Annotated in this window: 22 protein-coding genes; 9 read left to right on the forward strand and 13 right to left on the reverse strand. The window is 40.4% G+C overall.

What is annotated here, in order from left to right:
* Genes ABS301_RS15700 through ABS301_RS15710 form a run of 3 tightly spaced genes read right to left on the reverse strand, consistent with a single transcriptional unit; the run spans nucleotide 1 to nucleotide 1,245 of the window.
* On the reverse strand, nucleotides 1-636 hold the full coding sequence (locus ABS301_RS15700; RefSeq protein ID WP_349673120.1) for a TetR/AcrR family transcriptional regulator: 636 nt from the start codon (nucleotides 634-636) through the stop codon (nucleotides 1-3).
* A gap of 52 nt (nucleotides 637-688) precedes the next feature.
* Nucleotides 689-901: a 4Fe-4S binding protein gene (locus ABS301_RS15705; RefSeq protein WP_349673333.1), complete on the reverse strand. Its 213-nt coding sequence runs from the start codon at nucleotides 899-901 to the stop codon at nucleotides 689-691.
* Nucleotides 901-1,245, reverse strand: coding sequence for a winged helix-turn-helix transcriptional regulator (locus tag ABS301_RS15710; protein WP_349673121.1), 345 nt, complete (start codon nucleotides 1,243-1,245; stop codon nucleotides 901-903). Before ABS301_RS15710 ends, ABS301_RS15705 begins: the two co-directional genes overlap by 1 nt.
* A gap of 231 nt (nucleotides 1,246-1,476) precedes the next feature.
* Between ABS301_RS15710 and ABS301_RS15715 the strand changes: the two genes are divergently transcribed.
* Nucleotides 1,477-2,244 carry an EFR1 family ferrodoxin gene (locus ABS301_RS15715; protein WP_349673122.1) on the forward strand — a complete coding sequence of 256 codons (768 nt, stop codon included), beginning with the start codon at nucleotides 1,477-1,479 and terminating at the stop codon, nucleotides 2,242-2,244.
* 258 nt (nucleotides 2,245-2,502) lie between these two features.
* Nucleotides 2,503-2,742: a hypothetical protein gene (locus ABS301_RS15720; protein WP_349673123.1), complete on the forward strand. Its 240-nt coding sequence runs from the start codon at nucleotides 2,503-2,505 to the stop codon at nucleotides 2,740-2,742.
* Nucleotides 2,743-3,120: 378 nt separating this feature from the next.
* On the opposite strand, the gene ABS301_RS15725 is transcribed toward ABS301_RS15720, so the two are convergent.
* Genes ABS301_RS15725 through ABS301_RS15760 form a run of 8 tightly spaced genes read right to left on the reverse strand, consistent with a single transcriptional unit; the run spans nucleotide 3,121 to nucleotide 11,138 of the window.
* Nucleotides 3,121-3,624 (reverse strand): NUDIX hydrolase, encoded by a 504-nt coding sequence (locus ABS301_RS15725; RefSeq protein WP_349673124.1) that lies wholly within the window; start codon nucleotides 3,622-3,624, stop codon nucleotides 3,121-3,123.
* Nucleotides 3,625-3,672: 48 nt separating this feature from the next.
* The gene (locus ABS301_RS15730) at nucleotides 3,673-4,641 is read right to left on the reverse strand and encodes an ABC transporter substrate-binding protein (RefSeq protein ID WP_349673125.1); all 969 of its coding nucleotides are present in this window, start codon (nucleotides 4,639-4,641) and stop codon (nucleotides 3,673-3,675) included.
* A 36-nt stretch (nucleotides 4,642-4,677) separates the two neighbouring features.
* The gene (locus ABS301_RS15735; protein WP_349673126.1) at nucleotides 4,678-6,399 is read right to left on the reverse strand and encodes an ABC transporter ATP-binding protein; all 1,722 of its coding nucleotides are present in this window, start codon (nucleotides 6,397-6,399) and stop codon (nucleotides 4,678-4,680) included.
* Complete coding sequence (locus tag ABS301_RS15740) at nucleotides 6,396-7,217, reverse strand: ABC transporter ATP-binding protein (protein ID WP_349673127.1); 822 nt, start codon at nucleotides 7,215-7,217, stop codon at nucleotides 6,396-6,398. Before ABS301_RS15740 ends, ABS301_RS15735 begins: the two co-directional genes overlap by 4 nt.
* Before the next feature lie 10 nt (nucleotides 7,218-7,227).
* Nucleotides 7,228-8,223: a FecCD family ABC transporter permease gene (locus tag ABS301_RS15745; protein ID WP_349673128.1), complete on the reverse strand. Its 996-nt coding sequence runs from the start codon at nucleotides 8,221-8,223 to the stop codon at nucleotides 7,228-7,230.
* Nucleotides 8,220-9,245, reverse strand: a complete 1,026-nt coding sequence (locus tag ABS301_RS15750; RefSeq protein WP_349673129.1) for a FecCD family ABC transporter permease — start codon at nucleotides 9,243-9,245, stop codon at nucleotides 8,220-8,222. The genes ABS301_RS15745 and ABS301_RS15750 overlap by 4 nt, the downstream gene beginning before the upstream one ends.
* Before the next feature lie 31 nt (nucleotides 9,246-9,276).
* A complete protein-coding gene (locus tag ABS301_RS15755; protein WP_349673130.1) occupies nucleotides 9,277-10,188 on the reverse strand; it encodes an ABC transporter substrate-binding protein in 912 nt (303 codons plus the stop codon).
* A gap of 20 nt (nucleotides 10,189-10,208) precedes the next feature.
* The gene (locus ABS301_RS15760; RefSeq protein WP_349673131.1) at nucleotides 10,209-11,138 is read right to left on the reverse strand and encodes an ABC transporter substrate-binding protein; all 930 of its coding nucleotides are present in this window, start codon (nucleotides 11,136-11,138) and stop codon (nucleotides 10,209-10,211) included.
* Nucleotides 11,139-11,442: 304 nt separating this feature from the next.
* Between ABS301_RS15760 and ABS301_RS15765 the strand changes: the two genes are divergently transcribed.
* The 5 genes from ABS301_RS15765 (at nucleotide 11,443) to ABS301_RS15785 (ending at nucleotide 15,762) form a co-directional block, all read left to right on the forward strand.
* Complete coding sequence (locus tag ABS301_RS15765; protein WP_349673132.1) at nucleotides 11,443-12,411, forward strand: helix-turn-helix transcriptional regulator; 969 nt, start codon at nucleotides 11,443-11,445, stop codon at nucleotides 12,409-12,411.
* Between the two features lie 87 nt (nucleotides 12,412-12,498).
* Nucleotides 12,499-12,957, forward strand: coding sequence for an RNA polymerase sigma factor (locus tag ABS301_RS15770; RefSeq protein ID WP_349673133.1), 459 nt, complete (start codon nucleotides 12,499-12,501; stop codon nucleotides 12,955-12,957).
* Entirely contained in the window at nucleotides 12,954-13,703 is a 750-nt protein-coding gene (locus tag ABS301_RS15775) for a hypothetical protein (RefSeq protein WP_349673134.1), read from the forward strand. Before ABS301_RS15770 ends, ABS301_RS15775 begins: the two co-directional genes overlap by 4 nt.
* The gene (locus ABS301_RS15780) at nucleotides 13,679-14,548 is read left to right on the forward strand and encodes an ABC transporter ATP-binding protein (RefSeq protein WP_349673135.1); all 870 of its coding nucleotides are present in this window, start codon (nucleotides 13,679-13,681) and stop codon (nucleotides 14,546-14,548) included. The genes ABS301_RS15775 and ABS301_RS15780 overlap by 25 nt, the downstream gene beginning before the upstream one ends.
* Nucleotides 14,545-15,762, forward strand: a complete 1,218-nt coding sequence (locus tag ABS301_RS15785; protein WP_349673136.1) for an ABC transporter permease — start codon at nucleotides 14,545-14,547, stop codon at nucleotides 15,760-15,762. Before ABS301_RS15780 ends, ABS301_RS15785 begins: the two co-directional genes overlap by 4 nt.
* 62 nt (nucleotides 15,763-15,824) lie before the next feature.
* Here the strand turns inward: ABS301_RS15785 and ABS301_RS15790 are convergent, their stop codons facing one another.
* Complete coding sequence (locus tag ABS301_RS15790) at nucleotides 15,825-16,637, reverse strand: YdeI/OmpD-associated family protein (RefSeq protein WP_349673137.1); 813 nt, start codon at nucleotides 16,635-16,637, stop codon at nucleotides 15,825-15,827.
* 107 nt (nucleotides 16,638-16,744) lie between these two features.
* On the opposite strand from ABS301_RS15790, the gene ABS301_RS15795 reads away from it, so the two are divergent.
* The gene (locus ABS301_RS15795; RefSeq protein WP_349673138.1) at nucleotides 16,745-17,581 is read left to right on the forward strand and encodes a helix-turn-helix transcriptional regulator; all 837 of its coding nucleotides are present in this window, start codon (nucleotides 16,745-16,747) and stop codon (nucleotides 17,579-17,581) included.
* Nucleotides 17,582-17,616: 35 nt separating this feature from the next.
* Complete coding sequence (locus ABS301_RS15800; protein WP_349673139.1) at nucleotides 17,617-18,069, forward strand: VOC family protein; 453 nt, start codon at nucleotides 17,617-17,619, stop codon at nucleotides 18,067-18,069.
* Between the two features lie 83 nt (nucleotides 18,070-18,152).
* Here the strand turns inward: ABS301_RS15800 and ABS301_RS15805 are convergent, their stop codons facing one another.
* A complete protein-coding gene (locus ABS301_RS15805; RefSeq protein WP_349673140.1) occupies nucleotides 18,153-18,857 on the reverse strand; it encodes a 4'-phosphopantetheinyl transferase family protein in 705 nt (234 codons plus the stop codon).
* Nucleotides 18,858-18,892: the final 35 nt, after the last annotated feature.

Consider the following 18,892-nt stretch of genomic DNA (forward strand, 5'->3'; position numbering starts at 1 on the left):
TTATCCCTCCGTTTCTTTTTTAAAAATTTGTGAAGCAAATGATAAGGTACCGCTTTCAACACCCAGCAGACGTTCCACATTGAAAATAAGAGCCTGCGCACGGGAAGCATATTCCTGCTGATTGATGTCTAACATGTCTCCATCAAACACCGTACTGGCATAAACCACCAGCATCTCCACACATTCATAGGGGTAGGGTGTGTGAAATAACCCCTGCTCAATTCCTTCATGGATTATACCTGCAAGAATTGGTGTTAGTCCATTTAAGATTGTTCTTTGTACTTTTTGGTGCATCAGCGCATTCTGAGGCCTGTGTATATGTTCAATAATTTCTTTACCATTTCGGTCCATTTTTAGAGCCACAACTGAGTCTACAATACGCTCATATACCGTTTTACCTGTGTCTTCGGAAATTTCCTTTGAGGCCTTTAAAAGCTGGCTGCTATGGCGCTCAATCAGAGCATCCATAATGTCCTCTTTTGATTTGAAATGGTAATACAGCGTTCCTCTTGCAATTTTGGCAGCCTCCAGAATTTCATTTGTGCTTGTGCCGTCAAAGCCTTTCTGTGTAAACAATATCTCAGCTATATCCAGTATTTCGTTTTTTCGTTCAACCGCATCTTTTATAATTCTCATATAATCACCTTTCACCATAGACCGACTGTCTGTCTACAATGTAATACATTTTTTACAGAATGTCAAGCCCACCTTCTCTTGAGAACAAATGACGTCGCAACTTGAATCCTGATCCTATTTTCATCCGCGGTGCATAATACCCGGCACAGCCCATTACAAAAAGCACACCCTCCCATAGTGGGATGATGTGCTTTTTGTATTCAATGGCTTCTGCGGGGCATCTATGAAGACAAGCCATGCAATGGGTACAATCATTTTCCCATATTAAGTAAAGTCAATTCTTTTCTCAAATTTTACTTGTATTTCTCCCCAAGCTTCTAAGGCTTCTAAAACAGGAATAATTTTTTCTCCTTGATCAGTTAATCCGTATTCTACGTGTGGAGGGATTTCGGAGTGTTGTTTTCTCCAAATCATTCCATGGCTTTCTAAATCCTGCAAAGAACGGGTGAGCATAATATTTGTAATACCACAAAGCAGTCTCTTTAACTCGTTATATCGATAGTTCCCTTGAGATAAATACCACAAGATGGGGAGCCTCCATTTCCCACAAATAAAATTAAAAGCATTGACCAGATCACATGAGCCATCGTACCAATCACTTATATCCATTATAACCACGTATAATCCAATTAGATGATAATTGGATTATTTCCTTTCTCCCAAAAATTGCTGGGTATTTCTATCCATCTCTGATCTATTTTGAAAAGGCACTTCAAAATAATATTTCCAAGGCACAAAAATGTGCGTACTTGCAAAAATGTATCTTAAAAATATAATAATATTAAGGAGCCTTTAAAATATAGTAACACTAAATCATGAAAATCAAAAGGAGAGTGAAGTATGATATTTTATTTTTCAGGTACAGGGAACAGCTTATGGGTGGCGAAAAAGCTGGCCGAACTTCAAGATGAACGAATATTATCCATTGCAGAGCTTATGAAAGAAAAAAGTGGATCCTTCTCATTCACTTTAAAGCAGAATGAGATGCTTGGATTTGTATTTCCAGTCTATGCCTGGGCACCTCCTAAAATAGTTTCCGAGTTTGTAAATAAACTTGTAATTACTAATACTAATGAGCACTACACTTTTGCAGTCTGTACTTGCGGTGACCATACAGGGCAGACCATGGACGTTCTGTCAGCAGAGCTGCAAAAACGAAAAATCCAATTGAACAGTGGATTTTCTGTTTTCATGCCCAATAATTATATTATTGATTATGATTTAGATTCGAAAGAGTTGGAAAATAAAAAGCTGGAACAAGCTAAACAAAGGGTCGACGATATAAGCATTCTGTTATCGAAAAAAACAGAGGACATATTTGACTGCTATAGCGGAAGCTTTCCCTGGTTCAGAACACAGATTTTCAACCCATTTTTTAATAGGTTCTGCTTAGGAACAAAGAAATTTCATGTTAAAGATAAATGCATTTCCTGTGGCTTGTGTGAACGGGTATGTCCGACTAAAAACATTCAACTAAAAAATAATTTCCCAACATGGGGAAAAGATTGCACGAAATGCATGGCGTGTATACATCGATGTCCTGTCCAGGCCATTCAATATGGAGATAGAACAGAAAAGAGAGGACAGTATTTCAATCCTAATATTTAAAAATGCCTGGTCTAAACACGGAAATGTGACTTCTAACAGCGGTTATTCCACTGCTCTATCTATATTAATTATCTTTTTGCTGTCTGCTGCTGAGTTTATTTTAACTTTTTACCATTTAAAAACAGAGGATCTGAAATGAAAATTTAATATGGTTTTCAGTAATGATTAACAGGTTGAATAATTTCCCATTACCTGCAAATAATAATTTTTATTAATGGCAAGTAATAAAAATCAATTTTAAACAGAGGAGCAAATAAAATGAATCACGATAAACTTATAGCCCAGGTAAAAGATGAATATGCAAGAATAGCTTCATCGGAATCCCAGCAGCATTTTCATCAGACAACAACCGAGGTTACACCAGAAGCGTATTATGAAAATCTGTTAAGTAAAGTTATTAATGAAATTGACAAAGGAACTTTTGATAATTTTAAATCCGGCGAAGAAGTCGTTACCGCTGTTGCAAATGACAAAACCTGGCTTTCGAATTGCCAATAAACAAAAAAAATAGAAAAAAACGCAGTCCTTTTCTATGATATGATACCCCCAAGTAGGATATTGAAATATAAAGATTTACTTGGGGGTGATTTTATGTGATAAATCACCAAGTCACGCTGCTTTACATTATAAACTAAATGCTTTTTAAGTAGAACAATATCTATTTAACCTTTCTTTTAAGGTTCCTGAATGTAATTCAAATAAATGATTATCGTAATCATATTCATTAATTTTAAGAGCAAAATGATTATAAGTTCTAGTCAAAACCTCTTTCTCACTTTCCATTATAGCGATCCACAAATCGCCAACCACAAAGAACTTCTCGCTGAATATGGAGAAATCATTACCATCACTGGAATTAGTTCTGGTGGTTGAAAATTATAGATGTCTTAATTTCAACTTACAGTATTTTTCTAAAGTAGTGACGTGCATTGGATAAAACATATTTTTATTATGCTCTAATAATTTATTTAATTCCATTAACGGTATCCATCTTATATTTTTCGTTTCATTACTTTTATCTAATAACTCTCCATCCGCATTACATATAAACGTTTGTACCAGAATCGGATATGTTCCCTGAATATTCTGACTGCTGGAAAACGGGGTATAGTTTAATACTTTATATCCATTTGATTCTATAACTATTGCTTCAGACTCTCCTTTAATTTCAGTTACTCTAAGTCCTGTTTCCTCCCAAATTTCTCTTCTTAAACAATCAAATATATTCTCAAACTCTCTGATTTTACCCGCAGGAATTTCTAATAGTCCATACTCTGATTTAGCGTCATCCTTGCACCTGTCCTGCACTAGTATGTAATCGACTCCATCAATATTCTTCTCTATTATCCCACCTACCCCTGGTTTTGCAAATAACTCCATAAAATTCCTCCTATATATATCTTTAACTAATCTTAAGTATAGCAAAGCTTACTGCTCTGGTACACCATTTTTTTCAGCCAGATTGAGAAGTTCCTCGGTAACCAGATCCAATTGGGCTGACCAGGAATAAATATCATTTAAATACATATACGGTTCTGAAAGCACAATAATATTTCCCTTCTGCACCGCAGGAAGAGACTTCCACACAGGATTATTTTCAATTAACTGATAATTGCCATATTCTGTTACCAGTATGTAATCTCCCATATATTCAGGCACTGCCTCAAAGGAAAGTGTGGCACCCCAGTCAACTCCTGCTTTCACCTCTCTTAACGCAGCTTCTGTCTGGGGCAGTTCCAAAGCGCCAAATAAAATCTGTCCTCCCAGATTATTACTCCAACGCACACCGATTTCATTTTCGCCCTGCACCCGGATAACACTGAAGGTTTTATTGTATAAGCCGGTGTCCTTTAATCTGGTCTTTGCGTCCTTCACCTTTTCTTTATAGTTATCCATCACTTCTTTTCCTTTTTCCCTCCCCAAACCCAGGGCATCCGATAGAAAAGAAAGCATTTCTCCCGTTTCAAGCTCATAGACCGGCACATAAATGGTTGGTGCTATTTTTGAAAACTGCTCATAATTTTCTTCATTCAGAGTGACAATCATATCGGGTTTTTCCGCCATAAGGTACTCTGGCTCCCATTTTTCCAAAACCTTTACCTCTTTGATCAACTCTTTGTATGCCACATCTGTAGCGGTATAATCTTCAATTGCAACAGGAGTTACACCAAGGGCTAAGACATCACCCAGCAATCCACAATCCGTAATCACCCGTTGCGGATGCACAGGAATTTCAATCTCTCCTTTGTCTGTGGTGAACACCCTTGTATCTGCTGATTCCGCGTCACTTTTATCTGCCTGTGTACCGCCTTTCCTGTCAGCGCCACAGCCCGAAAGCAGAAGCAGTATCGTAAAAGATACTGCAACAATCTTCCTGCTTATCTGTTTTTTTAACATTATGTACGTTCCTCCCTCATTTCATCTATCCATTCATTATGCATGGGCACCATGCAGGCCTGCAAATATCCCTCCCCGTTCCATTAATTCTTCGTGGCTGCCTATTTCCGCAATCCCCGTTCCATCCAGCACTACAATCAAATCTGCATCCCGGGTTGTAGAAAGCCTGTGTGCGATCATAATGGTGGTACGGGTCTTGGATATTTCGTTTAATGCCGCCTGAATTTCCATTTCTGTTTTGGTGTCTAAGGCAGAGGTCGCCTCATCTAAAATCAGGATGGGGGAATCTCTTAAAATAGCCCTGGCAATCGCAATTCTCTGTCTTTGCCCCCCAGAGAGCAAGACACCTCTTTCACCAATGGTTGTATCGTAACCATGTTCCATTTTTTGAATAAAATCATGGGCATTGGCAGCTTTTGCCGCAGCAAGCACATCTTCTTTCGTGGCACCTTTCCAGCCATAGGCTATATTCTCATACACTGTGCCGTTAAATAAGAAGGTATCCTGTAATACCATAGAAATATTATTGCGCAGACTGGAAAGGGTAACATCCCGAATATCAATTCCATCAATATAAACCGCACCGTTTTGAGGATCATAAAATCGGTTAATCAGATTTGCAATGGTACTCTTTCCCACCCCCGTGGTTCCGACCAGTGCCACCGTCTGTCCTGTTTGAATTTTTAAATTAATATTTTCCATCACAGGAATATCTTGATGATAGGAAAAGGTTAGATCTCTTAGCTCGATTTCACCCTTAACCCGCTTCATGACAATGGCATTTTCTTTTTCTTTTACCTCTGAAATTTCATCAAACACATCAAAAACACGCTTACACCCCGCCCCTGCCTCTCCGGCGCGTTCAACAAGAGCGGAAAAATTTTTCACTGGTCCATAAAACATAGATAAATACATGGCAAAGCCAACAATGTCGCCAATGTTTACCTCTCCGGTTCCTATTAAATATCCGCCGTAAATCACCACAATAACTGTACCCAGTGCAGTCACAAATGCCAGCAAAGGATATGATGTTTCAAAAAAGAAACTGGCACGAAGATAGGCCCGGCTGTGGAGCATAGCAAGGTGGGCAATACTGTTTTCTTCATGACCCTGCTGATTGAAAATCTGTATTTCTTTCATTCCTGAAAGGTTGTCCTGAACCTTGCCGGCAAGCGCTCCTCTCACACGGGAGTTTTCCTTCCATATGGGTGAAACGTGATGTCCCTGCCATAAAGTAATGCCTAATAGAAACGGAATGGTAACCAGGCTTATAAAAGCCAGTTTTACATTGATTGTAAACAGCAGGATGCCCACTCCGATAAAAGTAAGGATATTCACAATGAAATCAGGAATCACATGAGCCAGAAGCACCTCTGCATCTAATGTATCATTTACCACCCGGCTGGTAAGGTCGCCAGTTCTGCTTTTGTGAAAATAACTCAGGCTCATATTCTGCAGCTTTCCATAAAGCAGTTTGCGTAAATCTGCTACATAATGCAGTGCCGCATAGTGGTTCATATATCCGGCCGCTGATGCACCAGCCGCCTGCAGCGTTGCCGCCCCCAGCAAAAACAGGCCGATGCGTAAAGCTTCTGTGCCAAAATCTCCCCTACCCTCTGTGGCAAGAGAGGTTAACTCTCTTAATGCCCACGGGGTATAAAATCCGGCCACTGTAGATACGACCAGGGCAAAAAATGCAAACACCAGATAGATACGATATTTTTTTGCCTCGCAAAATATCCGCAGTGAAATTTTCATAGAGAAATCGCCTCCCTCTTTGGTAAGTCCTCCTGATGCAGCAGCGAGTAGGTCAGGCAAACTGGCCTTCCCGTTCTGGATTCATGCACAACCTCTGCATCAATCGAAAAGGTCTCCTTTAAAACCTCAGGAATCATTACCTCCTTGGGTGACCCGTGCTGTATGATTTTTCCACTGCGAATGGCAATCATATAATCAGAAAAACGGGCTGCTAAGTTTAAATCATGAAGTACCATAGCAATGGTACACCCCTGATTGCGGTTTAAACTGTATAAAAGCTCCAGCACCTCCAGCTGATGAGCCATATCCAGATATGTAGTAGGTTCATCCAGTAAAATCAAATCTGTCTGCTGGGCAAGTGCCATGGCAATCCAGACTCTTTGCCGCTGACCGCCTGACAAGGTGTTTACCTCCCGATGCTCCAGGTCAGAAAGCTTTGTTGCGGAAATTGCCCACTCGACTATTTTTTTATCTTCCTTTGTTAACTTTCCAAAGCCATTTTGGTGAGGAAATCTTCCGTAGGCAACCAGTTCACTTACCGTCAATCCACCAGGTGCCGAAGGGGTCTGGGGTAAAATAGACATTTTTTTTGCAATCTCTTTTGTGGGTAACGTGGAAATGTCCCCGCCATTTAAATAAACCATGCCTTTCTTCGGCTTCAAAATGCGCCCTACCGCCTTTAACACCGTTGATTTTCCGCATCCGTTGGGGCCGATAATTGACGTGATTTTATTACGAGGGATTGCCATCTCCAGATTCTCGACAATCAGTGCATTGTCATAGGCAATGTCTAAGTTTTCTGTTGCAATACTATTCATACTGTACTCCTTAATTATTTGCTTTTGCCAATAGATACAAAAAGTATGGTGTGCTGAGCACTGTAATTACAATGCCCGTTGGTACATCCGTACCCAGGCTGATAGTTCTTGTTATCGTATCTGCCAGCAGAACGATTATCGCTCCGCACAGCCCAGCCGCTGTAAGAAGCAGTTTATGGTTAGAACCAACGATTTTTCTTGCCATATGAGGTGCAATCATTCCAACAAAAAAGAAATTGCCTCCCAAAGATACACTTCCGGAGGAAAGCGCCACAGCCGCCACTGTCAGCCCGATAAATTCCGGCTTTACCGCAGTGCCCAGACCTGTAGCCGTTTCATTTCCAAGGTTTAAAATATTCAGCACATGGGATTTATATAATGCATATGCGCACAAAATAGCTGTCCATGGTACCAATATCGCCAGATAACGCCAGTCATCTCCCCACAAACTGCCTGCACTCCAACGCTGTATAAATTCCATTTGATTTTGGTCCAGTTTCAGAGTAAGCAGTGTGGTTAGCGCACCGTAACCGCTTCCCAGTGCCACGCCCGTTAAAATCAATCCTGTGGGGGAAATATCTCTATTCTTCCGGTAGGAAAGAAGAAAAATTAACGCTGCGGCAGTCAGCCCTCCTGCAAAAGATAATAAAGGCATTAAAATTGCCGAAGAATTGGACTTTGCAGAAAAAATTACCACATAAATTAATACAAAGAGTCCTGAACCGGAGCTGATGCCCAAGGTACCCGGGCTTGCCATATCATTTCTTAACAGACTTTGCATAATACAGCCTGAAATTCCCATGCCGATTCCAACGAAAACCGCCAGTATTATGCGGGGCAGACGAAATTCCATAATAATCAGGTTCTGCTTCGATGTACCTTTTCCTAAAATCACACTGATTACCTCTGCAGGAGTAAGGTTCATTTTGCCTGAATTAATACTGATAATTCCTACAATCACCAGCAGTACCGTCATAATTAACAGAATATAACCTTTCTTTTTCATTCAAATTCCCTCCTTTGCTTTCTTGCCAGATAGAGGAAATAAGGAACGCCAATAACGGCAAAGATAATGCCTATGGGTGTTTCGTAAGGTTTATTGATTAATCTTCCTGCCAGATCCGCAAAAACCGTAAGCAACGCACCGTACATTCCTGATGCCGGAATAATATAGCGGTAATCCACCCCCACAAAATACCGGACAATATGAGGAGTAATTAAACCCACAAAACCTACCGGACCAACAATAATAACGGAAAGTCCTGTAAGCAGGAGCACAATAATCGTAGAAAGTGCCTTCACAAATTTTGTTTTTAATCCCAGACCCGTGGCAACATCTTCTCCTAAGCTGAGCACTGTGACGGAAGGTGAAAGTGCAACGGCTCCAACCACACCAAGAGCAAAAGCTGGAAAAACGGTCAGCAGCTCACTCCATTTTGCCCCCGCCGTACCTCCTGCTGTCCAATAAGCAAGGGCATGTCCCAAATGATATTTGATGGAAATATACTGGCTGAATGCTCCAAACAGCATGGAGATTGAAATCCCAGCTAAAACAAGGCGCTGGGGCGTCATTCCTCCCTTTCCCATGGATGCAATAAAATAAGTCATTGCCGTTGTGACAGCGGCACCCATACATGCAAACAGCATGGTCTGTCCGTAAGTCCTCATCGGTAAAAATGCCATACAAAGTGCCATAGCAAACGTTGACCCCGAACTAATACCCATCAGTCCGGAGTCAGCCAGTGGATTTCTGGTTGTCCCCTGCATGATTGCACCGCAAATGGCTAAACTGCAGCCTACCATTAAATCCGCCACAGTTCTTGGAAGGCGTAGTGTCTGGATAATCTGATGCTCTGTTAATTCAGGGTTAAACTGAAAAACCGCCTCCCATGCAGTTGCAATTCTCATGTCGGCAGCACCAAATGTAATGGAAGCTGCCGAAACAATCAATAAAAGTCCAAATCCAAGAGCCATGTAAAAGGCAAAGTTGATGGAACCCTTCCATCCCTTTGTTGTCGTATTTTTCATGGTGTCGTTCCTTTCCGTGGTGATAATAACATTACTCTTGTGTTTTCAGCAGAGCATTTAACAGATAATCCAGTTGTACGTTTGAGGAGTAAATATCAATATCGTAAAACAAGGTAAAATCGATAGGAATCACATTTCCTGCCTTAACCGCAGGCAGAGATTCCCAGATTGTGTTTCCCTTCAATTCCTCAAGACCTCTGGCAATTATGATATAATCACCGATATAATTACTGATGACCTCCATGGAAACATCCCTGTATTGTTCCGCTGCGATAATTTCCTTCTCAACGATTTCAGGCGCCTGAAGTTCCAGCTGGCTGTATAATAAATCTCCCCCGCGACCCCATTTATCACCGTAAACCCAAATACCTCCGCTTCCGTCACTTTCAATCACGCTGAAGGTTTTATCCATAACATCCTTTTCCCTAAGAGAAGCCTTTGCCACCTCCAGTTTTTCGTGAAACGCGTTCAGAACTGCATTTGCCTTTTCCTGTTTGTTTAATACATCACCCATAAAGCGTACGCGCTCATCCATGGACTGCGCCGTAAAAGGCAGCAGAATTGTGGGAGCTATTTTGGAAGCAATATCATATTGTTCCTGATTAGCAACAATTATCAAATCAGGTTCGTAAGAGATTAACTGTTCTGCTTCAAATTCTCCCCAGACAGGCACGCCTTCCAATTCTTTTTCATAAGCTGTGCCAGCTGCATCATAAACTGCTACAGGCTTAACTCCAAGAGCCAGGGCATCCCCCACACAATATGTCACTATGACTCTTTTGGGATCAGCAGGTATTTCTATCTCCCCCTGCTCCGTATTGATCACTCTGATTTCTGCAGATCCTTCCACTGCTGTTTTTGCTGGCTTTAAACTACAGCCTGAGACAGAAATGCCAATGGCGAAGGCCAGTAATAATACACCTTTGTTTTTGAACTTTAACATGCAGATTTCTCCTTCTATGATTACTTCGATATTTTTTTGATGGCATCAATGGCATAGTCCAGCTGTGCAGTTAAACTGGCCATATCATCATAGTAGAACAATCCAAGGTTCTCTCCCGGAATCTCCGCCACTCTGCCTTCTAAAACAGCAGGTATGCTCTTCCAGATATCAGACTTTGCATATTCAGATTCCTTGCCCTCCTGCTGGAACCACAAGATATAATCACCGAAATATTCATGGGCGACTTCATAACTGAGCGTTCCTCTGTTTTCTCCTGTTTTGACAATCAGCTGTTCCAGTTTTTCTGGCATTTTCAACCCAAGATAGTCATAAACCAGGGTGCCACCTCTGGAGCCGGTTTCATATGCTACACCACTCCACTCGCCGGTAGATCCCCAGTCTTCCATGATACTAAAGGTCTTTCCCTCATATGCTTCACTTTGAAGCTCTGCCTTTGCCGCCGCAAGCTTTTCATCAAATGTTGTGACCAGTGCCTCCGCTTCCTTTTCCTTTCCTGTGGCTCTGCCAATCATTCTCAGCCGTTCTGCCGAAGTTACCTCTCCTTCGGGAATTACTAAAACAGGTGCAATTTTATTAAAATTCTCAAAATCAGCTGTGTCATATGTAATAATCAAATCTGGCTCTACCGCCATAATATCCTCTGCCGCCCAATTTTCCAATTTTGCAGATGGTGAAAACTTATCATAAAATGGCATGGTCTCCTGTTCCCAGGCTAAATAACCCACCACATTTAAATCCAGAGAAAAGGCATCGCCGATATACCAGTTCACTACCACACGTTCAGGATTTTGGGGCACTTCAATCTCTCCCATAACCGTATCAATTTTATTGATATCTGTCCCTTTATTATTTGAAATGTCTGCGTTTCCACATCCTGTTAAAACGAATAATAACATCATGGAGCAAAGTAACAGCCCTCTTTTTTTCATATTCATTCTCCTTATACTTTTTATATCTGCATCATGACAAATCCGAGTTTTTGTTAGTTTAGACTAACCTAATAAATACTAGCATAATAAAAAATAATCGTCAATATAGCTGTTCTCCAGGATAAGGAAGTTCCATTCTTCCTTAAACTCAAGAAACTCTGTGTTTATATGTATTTTCGACTGAATTTCATTTCTTTCTGTTTTATGATTGGATCATAATTAAAACAAAATGGAGTACTTTCAATTGCATTAAACTCTTGTTTCCAGTATACTTTCAATATCTCACGAAAAAAGGAGGCTTTTAATGAATAAATATGATGATGCATCCTGGGGTTCCATGGCAAAAAAATACAACCTCCATCAAACCCCTTATGGACCGGGTAAAGGGCATTATTTTCCTCCCCATTGGTCAAACGGCTGGATTGTGGAAGTCTCACCTGCCCAGGGGCTTTATGTCTCCAGTGCGTGGTTTACGCCCAACCAGACGATTGTTCATAAAATTGATATCAAAGAACCATGTCTCTGGCTTTTATGCATCGATTGCGGTGATATTATCTACTCTCAGCAGGGAAAAGCTGCAACCACATTTTCCCCCCTATGCCATAAATTAGTAAATCCTCAAAAAGCGTTCCAGTTTACCTTTCCAAAGAATGTCCATACCTGTTTTACCAGCATTTTAATTTTCCAGGACTTTTTAGAACCCTTCCTGCAGGCAAGAGCTCATGCGCCTAAAATCAGCATTGAGGATGGAAAATTATGGGAAACAGAGCATTTGAATTCCCCAGGTACCATGCTCATCTTTGAGCAGATCCGCTGGGCAATCAGAAATGGGGATATGCCGCCCTTTGCATTTGAGGGCATGGTGATTCACCTTCTTGGTTCCATTGCACGCAATTATCCTGTTATTTCCGATCGGAGAAGTAACAGACGGAATTATGTTACATGGGAAAATGAGAAGAAAATGTATGCTGTGAAGCAAAAACTGGATGAAAACATTCTGGATGTTCCCTCTATGAGCGAACTGACAAAAATTGCAGATATGAGTGAAAGCAAACTTCGCCTCAGCTTTAAAAATACTTATCATATTCCTCTTTACGATTATATCAGAAGGGAAAAAATGAAGCGGGCAATGCAGCTTCTCTCCTCTGATCATTTAAGTATCCATCATATTGCTGAGCTGTGTGGTTATAAAAATCCGTCAAAATTCACCGCAGCATTTCAGGAAGTTCACGGAATAACACCCAGCCAGTTCAGAAAGACTTTTAACTTATAATAAAATTAAAAATATTTACTTAATAGTAAATTTTACCCGCACATTTAAGGGAATTAAACCGTTAATCAATTTGAGAGGAGGGGTTAAATGTCAGTTGATATGCAGGAGCAATATGATAAAATCTATCGCTATTGCTATTATAAAGTAAGAAATTCTGTATTGGCAGAAGATCTTACTCAAGAAACCTTCCTCAAATACTTTGCACAAAAGGCATACATCGACCGTGGAAAAAGACTTGCCTATCTTTATGTTATAGCACGAAACCTCTGCGTCGATTCGTTTCGGAAAATTCAGCCTGAACTACTGACGGAAGATATCCCCCACGCAGATTGCTATGAGCAGATAGAACTTAATTATACACTCTGCCATGCAATTAAAACCTTGCCAGAACAGGAACGGGAGTTACTGCTACTGCGATATGTCAATGAGCTTTCTGTGGGAGAGATATCTTCTATTATGGGTATTTCACGCTTTGCTATTTACCGGAAAACAGGTTCTGCAATAGACGCCTTAAAAAAGCTATTAGAAAAGGAGGATTTTCAATGAACCGAAATCTGAAAAAAGGACTCATGTCATCTTTTCAAGCACCGCCTCCAACCGATCGGGAGCGCTTTTTAAAACAGCTGCGCTATCCTAAAATCACTTATTGGGAATTCCTGTTGGCGCAGCTTGCATATATCCGCAAGTGCATTTGGATTGCATTTGCTTTGATTGTCTTTCTTGGCTGGGTTATTGCTTTCCGTTTATCTTCTTTTCAATATTGGAGTGGAGATGGATTAAGAATATGGAGTATTTCCGCGATTCTTCCGTTTCTGGCGATGATGACAATTACAGAAATCTACCGCTCTTCCGCTTACATAATGGCAGAACTGGAGGCAAGCTGCCGGTTCAGCCTGCTTCAGATTGTTATGGCACGAATCAGTATTTTTGGAGCAGCCAACTTTATTGTTTTAATCCTACTGCTGATATTTATCAACCAGATATCAGCATACAGTCTGCTGCAAACCATTCTGTATACTATAATGCCATATCTTTTTGTGTGTACAGCTTGCCTATGGCTATTGAATCGGTTTCATGGTTCAGATGGTATTTATGCTTGCGCGGCTGCAGCAGGTTTTGTCAGCGTATCCAGTATTCTTTGTGAAGGCTTAGTAACTGTACTTTATACTGATGTGTATCTAAACAGCTGGCTGACACTTTTCGCTATCTGCCTGGTTGCGATTGGATTTCAAATGCATAAATTCGTCAAAAAACTGGAGGAAAAACAATGGAACTGGAACTTGACCGAGTAACAAAACAATATGGGAACAAAACAGCCTGTGACCGTATTTCCATAACTTTTCAAAAAGGAGTATACGGTCTTCTTGGCGCAAACGGAGCAGGAAAAACGACTTTGATACGTATGATATGCGGCGTATTGGCCCCGACTTCCGGTACAATTAGTTTTAATAAAATTGATGTCGGCCATGAGGATTATCGCGATGCGCTGGGATACTTACCACAGGAATTTGGATACTATCCGGAATTCTCAGCGCTGGATTTTTTGTTGTACATTGCAGCCTTAAAGGGCCTGCCAAAACCACAGGCAAAAGAAAAAGCATGGGAGCTTTTGGAACAGGTATCCCTTGAAAAAGATGCCAGGAAACGGATCAAAACTTTTTCCGGTGGTATGAAACAGAGATTAGGTATTGCTCAATCCATGTTGAACAATCCTCAAATATTAATTTTAGATGAGCCCACTGCGGGTCTCGATCCCAAAGAGCGGATACACTTTCGCAATATGATTTCCCGTCTCGGAGCAGACCGCATTGTTCTGCTTTCCACCCACATTGTTTCAGATATTGAGCACATTGCAGGTACCATTCTTGTTATGAAAGACGGTTCGCTTATTCATCAGGGGACGCGGGATGAAATAATAAGTTCCATTGATGGTAAGGTTTGGGAATGTACGTTACCCCAATCCGATGCTGTTGCCATCTGCAAAAAATATCCAGTGATTAATTTACGTCAGGAAAGCGACGGGATAATGCTTTTACGTTTGATTTCAGAGGAAAAGCCATGTGCAGAAGCGTTCATCACACAGGCCACGTTAGAGGATTTATATTTATATTATTTCAGCGAGGTGAATGAACAATGAAGGGATTTTGGAATTTAGTTGGCTTTGAATATAAAAAGATATTATGCAAGAAAAGCATACAATTCACTATGATTCTATCTGTTATTCTGACTGTATTCAACGTATCTGTCACGCTCTACGGAGATTATTATGTGGATGGCACGCCCTACGAATCTAATTATGCTGCGATGGTTAAGGATAGAGCCTATGCCCGGTCACTTTCGGGGCGTCCGCTAGATTCCGGATTGATTATGGAAACAGTTCGTGCCTATGCACAGATTCCACCCTCAGATGTTTATCAGGCCACGCAGGAATACCAAACCATCGCAAGACCTTACAGTGAGATCTACGGGGTCATCCGCAGCGTTTTCAATACAGCCTCCAAACGCTTTAATATGGAGGATTTTCAAATTCTGACCAAAGCGGAGGCGGATGGTTTCTATAACATCCGACATGACAAACTTGCGCAGCATATTCTGCAAACACACATGAGCGATAAAGTTAAGAAACAGGTAATGGCGATGGATGCGCAGATAAAAATACCATTTACGTTTTCTTATACAGACGGCTATACCCGTTATTTTATATTGATCAATACGCTGGGATTATTCTGCGAATTTGTGATAGCCGTCTGTTTGGCCCCACTGTTTTCGAGAGAATACACCTATGGTACGGATCAGCTTATTCTATCCTCCAGGTATGGAAAAAACAAGTTGATTGCTGCAAAAATATTTACCGGCTTTTCATTGACTGTAATCTTTGGTTTGCTTCAGCTTACACTGGCCTTTTGCCTGTCATTGGCTATCTATGGAGCGGAAGGCGGTAGTTCACCCCTGCAATTATTTAATATGCTTTCCCCATATCCACTTTCCATGGCTCAGACCTCATTGCTGCTAATGGTTGTCAGCTTGTTTGCGTTCCTGATGACAGGTGCAATTACTATGCTGCTTTCCGCAAATCTTAAGACACCATTTGGAGTTATTATTTTGGTGAGCGTATTACTGATAGCACCCATGCTGGGCAGTGTTTCGGAACAGAATATACTTTTCCATAACCTGTATCAGCTTTTCCCGACACAAATGACTTCTCTCTCATCTGTAGCAACTATAATTCAATATGAATTCGGGGGCTTTGTGATTCACCCTTATGTATTTCTGCCTCTGTTTGCGCTTACTCTCAGTGTAATACTGACATTTTTGGCCTATCATATATTTAAAAATCATCAAATTGAATAATACGACTAGAGAAAAGCAGAGTCAGATTGCAGCGCCCGACTCCGCTTTTCTCAATGAGACAGTTAATCATCAATCCCCAACCCATGAAAGATTTTATCCATACACTTTTCAATCCGTGATATTCGGGTTTCAGACTTCTTGGCTCCATTAAAATAAAAAATATAGCCCCTTTGACGCCCCGGTGTCAATGCGTAAAATGCATTTTTAAACGCGGCATCATCATGAAACTTTATTTGCAGTTCATCGGGAATCGGGATCTCCGCTTTCTTTTCGACAGGTACTTTTAAACCAGCCGTTTCAATTTCCATGGACTCTTCGATATATGCTTTGATCATCGTCTCTCTTTCAGTAATCTCCTCCACTGAGGTAAATCGCAGCTGCCGGCCAGCCTGAACACTCTCCGTCTGCTGAACAAGTTCTCTGTCCTTATCCTTTAGCAATGCTCCCTTAAAAAAGGTTAGCGCAATATAATTTTTAAAGCCTCCAATTATAACTACATTTTTATTATTTAACGTGTAACAAGGCTGTCCCCACTTTAATTCTTCGGTCAGCTGACAGGCAAGACAGAGCTCCCGTAGTTTTTCATGCTCAGCCCGCCATTTTTCAAGGTGCTCCAAAAATGCGTCAACCAAAGGATTCTCATTACTATTTAATTGAAAGGGTTCCAGTTTGTCAATCTTTTCAAAAAATTCCTCCTTGGTATCACAAACCGTAAATACACCATTAAGAAATCCATATACTTTTCCATTTAAATCCGGGTTATGTTTGGAACATTTTCCAATGCAGCCGATCTTTATCTTCACTTTATTCTTTAACTCATTGACATCAAATCCAGAACAGTATGAGCAAACTTCTATTTTAGGTGTTTTATCCATATTTGCTGACTCCTTAAATTAAATTTCAACAACGTTATTATTACCTGATTTCTCCTTGTTTAATAGAATTTTATTTAGTAAAATGAAAACAGGGAGGTGGTGATGTCATGCTTAAGAAGGATTCCATTCAAAACTATATGAATAATAGCCGTGTACTAATACGAGGCGTTGATTTCATTTATATTCAACCACATTCAGGGCTTAGAAATTTCATTTCTAATTACACAATTACTTTTCCAGGCATCGGTATGATGTCAGATAATTACGCCGTTATGCCACACGGGAGCGCTACACTTGTGCAATCATGTACTGACAGCCATATCCATGGCAACTTGTTTGGTCCTATTACGAAACCTTCCTTTGTTGGCAAGTCAGCCAATAACTTCAGCCTTTTGTTTATTGTAGAGTTTCAGCCGGCTGGATATTATGCCTTTAGCGGAATGCCGCAAAAAGAAATAACAGATTGTGTCTTTGATTTTGCAAACGTTAACCCCTCTATGAATCGCCTGATGGCAAATGAACTGGAAACGTCGTTAAGTGTAGAGGATCTGATTTCCAAAATGGACAGGCTGTTTCTTGCTCATTTAAAAGGTGCCTTTTATCGCCAGGAGTTTTCCCAGGCAAGTAATTTAATTATAAATAGTGGCGGGACTTATTCAGTAAAAGAGCTCTCGCAGAATGTTTTTTATAGCGAACGCCATTTAGGACGGCTTTTCGACGAATATATGGGGGTAGGGATAAAATCATTCTCCCGCCTTGTACGTGTAAACAGGTCTATCCGCCTTTTACAGCGACACGACTATGGCTTAACGCAGGTTTTTATGGAAACAGGTTTTTATGATATGCCTCACTTCATCCATGATTTTAAGGCCATTTGTGGTATTACTCCTCAGGAGTACCGGGATAATATGTCCGATTTTTACAGCGAAATTGCTAAATTCTGATATATAATTTAGTAAAACGAAAAAGGAGTGATCATATGCAATATCAAGGTACTTTGATTGCCGTATCTGATATGGAGAAGGCAAAGCAATTTTATGAAACTGTGATGGAGCAAAAGGTTATAATGGATTTGGGAGTGCATGTGGCTTTTGGCGGATTTTCCCTGCAATCCAATTACGCGGAACTTGTTGGTGCAGATTTGCCCGGCAAGACACAGCCGAATAACTTTCAGCTTTACTTTGAAGTGGAGGATTTGGATTATTGGCAGGATAAAATCAGCGGTACACAAGGAATTGAATTTATTCACAAGGCGAAAGAATATCCGTGGGGACAGCGGGTTATTAGATTTTATGACTATGATAAATTTATAGTTGAAGTGGCTGAAAGCATGGCAAGTGTGGCAAAACGTTTTTTAACACAGGGGCTTAGCGTTGAGGAAACTGCAGAAAGAACCATGTATCCTGTAGAATTTGTTAAAAGCCTTATGTAACGATTTTTAATTAATCAATATATGAATTTGAAAAGAGTGGGTAAAGCGTTGGCTTACCCACTAATAAGCAGCCCTGACCGCTACTATAAACAGCTCCTGCGTCCATGCATGCACTCTAATAAGTTTACTACCTCTTTCAACGAAACGTTATGGATGCAAATCTCATCCTCCCCACTGCATACAGATAAATAATAATCTGTAGCAAATTGGTAACTTCTTATTCTTAAATCCTTTTTTAACTCACCATCGTTACAGGTTATCAATCCTTTCGTAGCATCTACAGAGAATGATTTCAAACTTGTTGAAAGTCCTGTTCCAAGAAATTTTATATAGCTTTCTTTCATAGTCCATAATTTTGTAAACTGTTTTAGCTGTTCTTCTTTTTCTATGTAATTATAAATTGTAAATCTTTCTTCTTCAGAGAAACAAAAATCCATTAACTCTTCTCTGCCTTCCTGAATTTTCTCAACATCTATTCCGACCTCAGTGGCACCATATACAATTGCCACCCACTTTCCAGAATGCGTTATGTTATATTTAAATTTTTTCCTGTTTTTTATAAATGGCTTTCCAAATTCATTGTACGTGATTTCAATTTCACTTAATTGGCCAACTTTGTGATAAAGTCCATATTGAAGTAATAAGCCAGCACAAATACACCTTTTGGAATCATCTGCATAACGATAACATTCTGACTTTCTCCTCCTTTCTTCCGAAACTATATGGCTGGCCTTTTCGTAAAGTTCATTTTTGCACTCTGTTATATCCATACAATTGACAAATACCATACCTATCCCCTGCTGTGATTTCTTTGGGTAACATT

Source organism: Lacrimispora sp. (genome assembly GCF_031982545.1).
Lineage (GTDB): Bacteria > Bacillota > Clostridia > Lachnospirales > Lachnospiraceae > Lacrimispora.

What these genes read in the sequence shown, in the direction of transcription:
- ABS301_RS15700 (WP_349673120.1), bottom strand. Translation starts at nt 636, where the DNA reads ATGAGAATTATAAAAGATGCGGTTGAACGAAAAAACGAAATACTGGAT.
- ABS301_RS15710 (WP_349673121.1), bottom strand. Translation starts at nt 1,245, where the DNA reads ATGGATATAAGTGATTGGTACGATGGCTCATGTGATCTGGTCAATGCT.
- ABS301_RS15715 (WP_349673122.1), top strand. Translation starts at nt 1,477, where the DNA reads ATGATATTTTATTTTTCAGGTACAGGGAACAGCTTATGGGTGGCGAAA.
- ABS301_RS15720 (WP_349673123.1), top strand. Translation starts at nt 2,503, where the DNA reads ATGAATCACGATAAACTTATAGCCCAGGTAAAAGATGAATATGCAAGA.
- ABS301_RS15725 (WP_349673124.1), bottom strand. Translation starts at nt 3,624, where the DNA reads ATGGAGTTATTTGCAAAACCAGGGGTAGGTGGGATAATAGAGAAGAAT.
- ABS301_RS15730 (WP_349673125.1), bottom strand. Translation starts at nt 4,641, where the DNA reads ATGTTAAAAAAACAGATAAGCAGGAAGATTGTTGCAGTATCTTTTACG.
- ABS301_RS15735 (WP_349673126.1), bottom strand. Translation starts at nt 6,399, where the DNA reads ATGAAAATTTCACTGCGGATATTTTGCGAGGCAAAAAAATATCGTATC.
- ABS301_RS15740 (WP_349673127.1), bottom strand. Translation starts at nt 7,217, where the DNA reads ATGAATAGTATTGCAACAGAAAACTTAGACATTGCCTATGACAATGCA.
- ABS301_RS15745 (WP_349673128.1), bottom strand. Translation starts at nt 8,223, where the DNA reads ATGAAAAAGAAAGGTTATATTCTGTTAATTATGACGGTACTGCTGGTG.
- ABS301_RS15750 (WP_349673129.1), bottom strand. Translation starts at nt 9,245, where the DNA reads ATGAAAAATACGACAACAAAGGGATGGAAGGGTTCCATCAACTTTGCC.
- ABS301_RS15755 (WP_349673130.1), bottom strand. Translation starts at nt 10,188, where the DNA reads ATGTTAAAGTTCAAAAACAAAGGTGTATTATTACTGGCCTTCGCCATT.
- ABS301_RS15760 (WP_349673131.1), bottom strand. Translation starts at nt 11,138, where the DNA reads ATGAAAAAAAGAGGGCTGTTACTTTGCTCCATGATGTTATTATTCGTT.
- ABS301_RS15765 (WP_349673132.1), top strand. Translation starts at nt 11,443, where the DNA reads ATGAATAAATATGATGATGCATCCTGGGGTTCCATGGCAAAAAAATAC.
- ABS301_RS15770 (WP_349673133.1), top strand. Translation starts at nt 12,499, where the DNA reads ATGTCAGTTGATATGCAGGAGCAATATGATAAAATCTATCGCTATTGC.
- ABS301_RS15775 (WP_349673134.1), top strand. Translation starts at nt 12,954, where the DNA reads ATGAACCGAAATCTGAAAAAAGGACTCATGTCATCTTTTCAAGCACCG.
- ABS301_RS15780 (WP_349673135.1), top strand. Translation starts at nt 13,679, where the DNA reads ATGGAACTGGAACTTGACCGAGTAACAAAACAATATGGGAACAAAACA.
- ABS301_RS15785 (WP_349673136.1), top strand. Translation starts at nt 14,545, where the DNA reads ATGAAGGGATTTTGGAATTTAGTTGGCTTTGAATATAAAAAGATATTA.
- ABS301_RS15790 (WP_349673137.1), bottom strand. Translation starts at nt 16,637, where the DNA reads ATGGATAAAACACCTAAAATAGAAGTTTGCTCATACTGTTCTGGATTT.
- ABS301_RS15795 (WP_349673138.1), top strand. Translation starts at nt 16,745, where the DNA reads ATGCTTAAGAAGGATTCCATTCAAAACTATATGAATAATAGCCGTGTA.
- ABS301_RS15800 (WP_349673139.1), top strand. Translation starts at nt 17,617, where the DNA reads ATGCAATATCAAGGTACTTTGATTGCCGTATCTGATATGGAGAAGGCA.
- ABS301_RS15805 (WP_349673140.1), bottom strand. Translation starts at nt 18,857, where the DNA reads ATGGTATTTGTCAATTGTATGGATATAACAGAGTGCAAAAATGAACTT.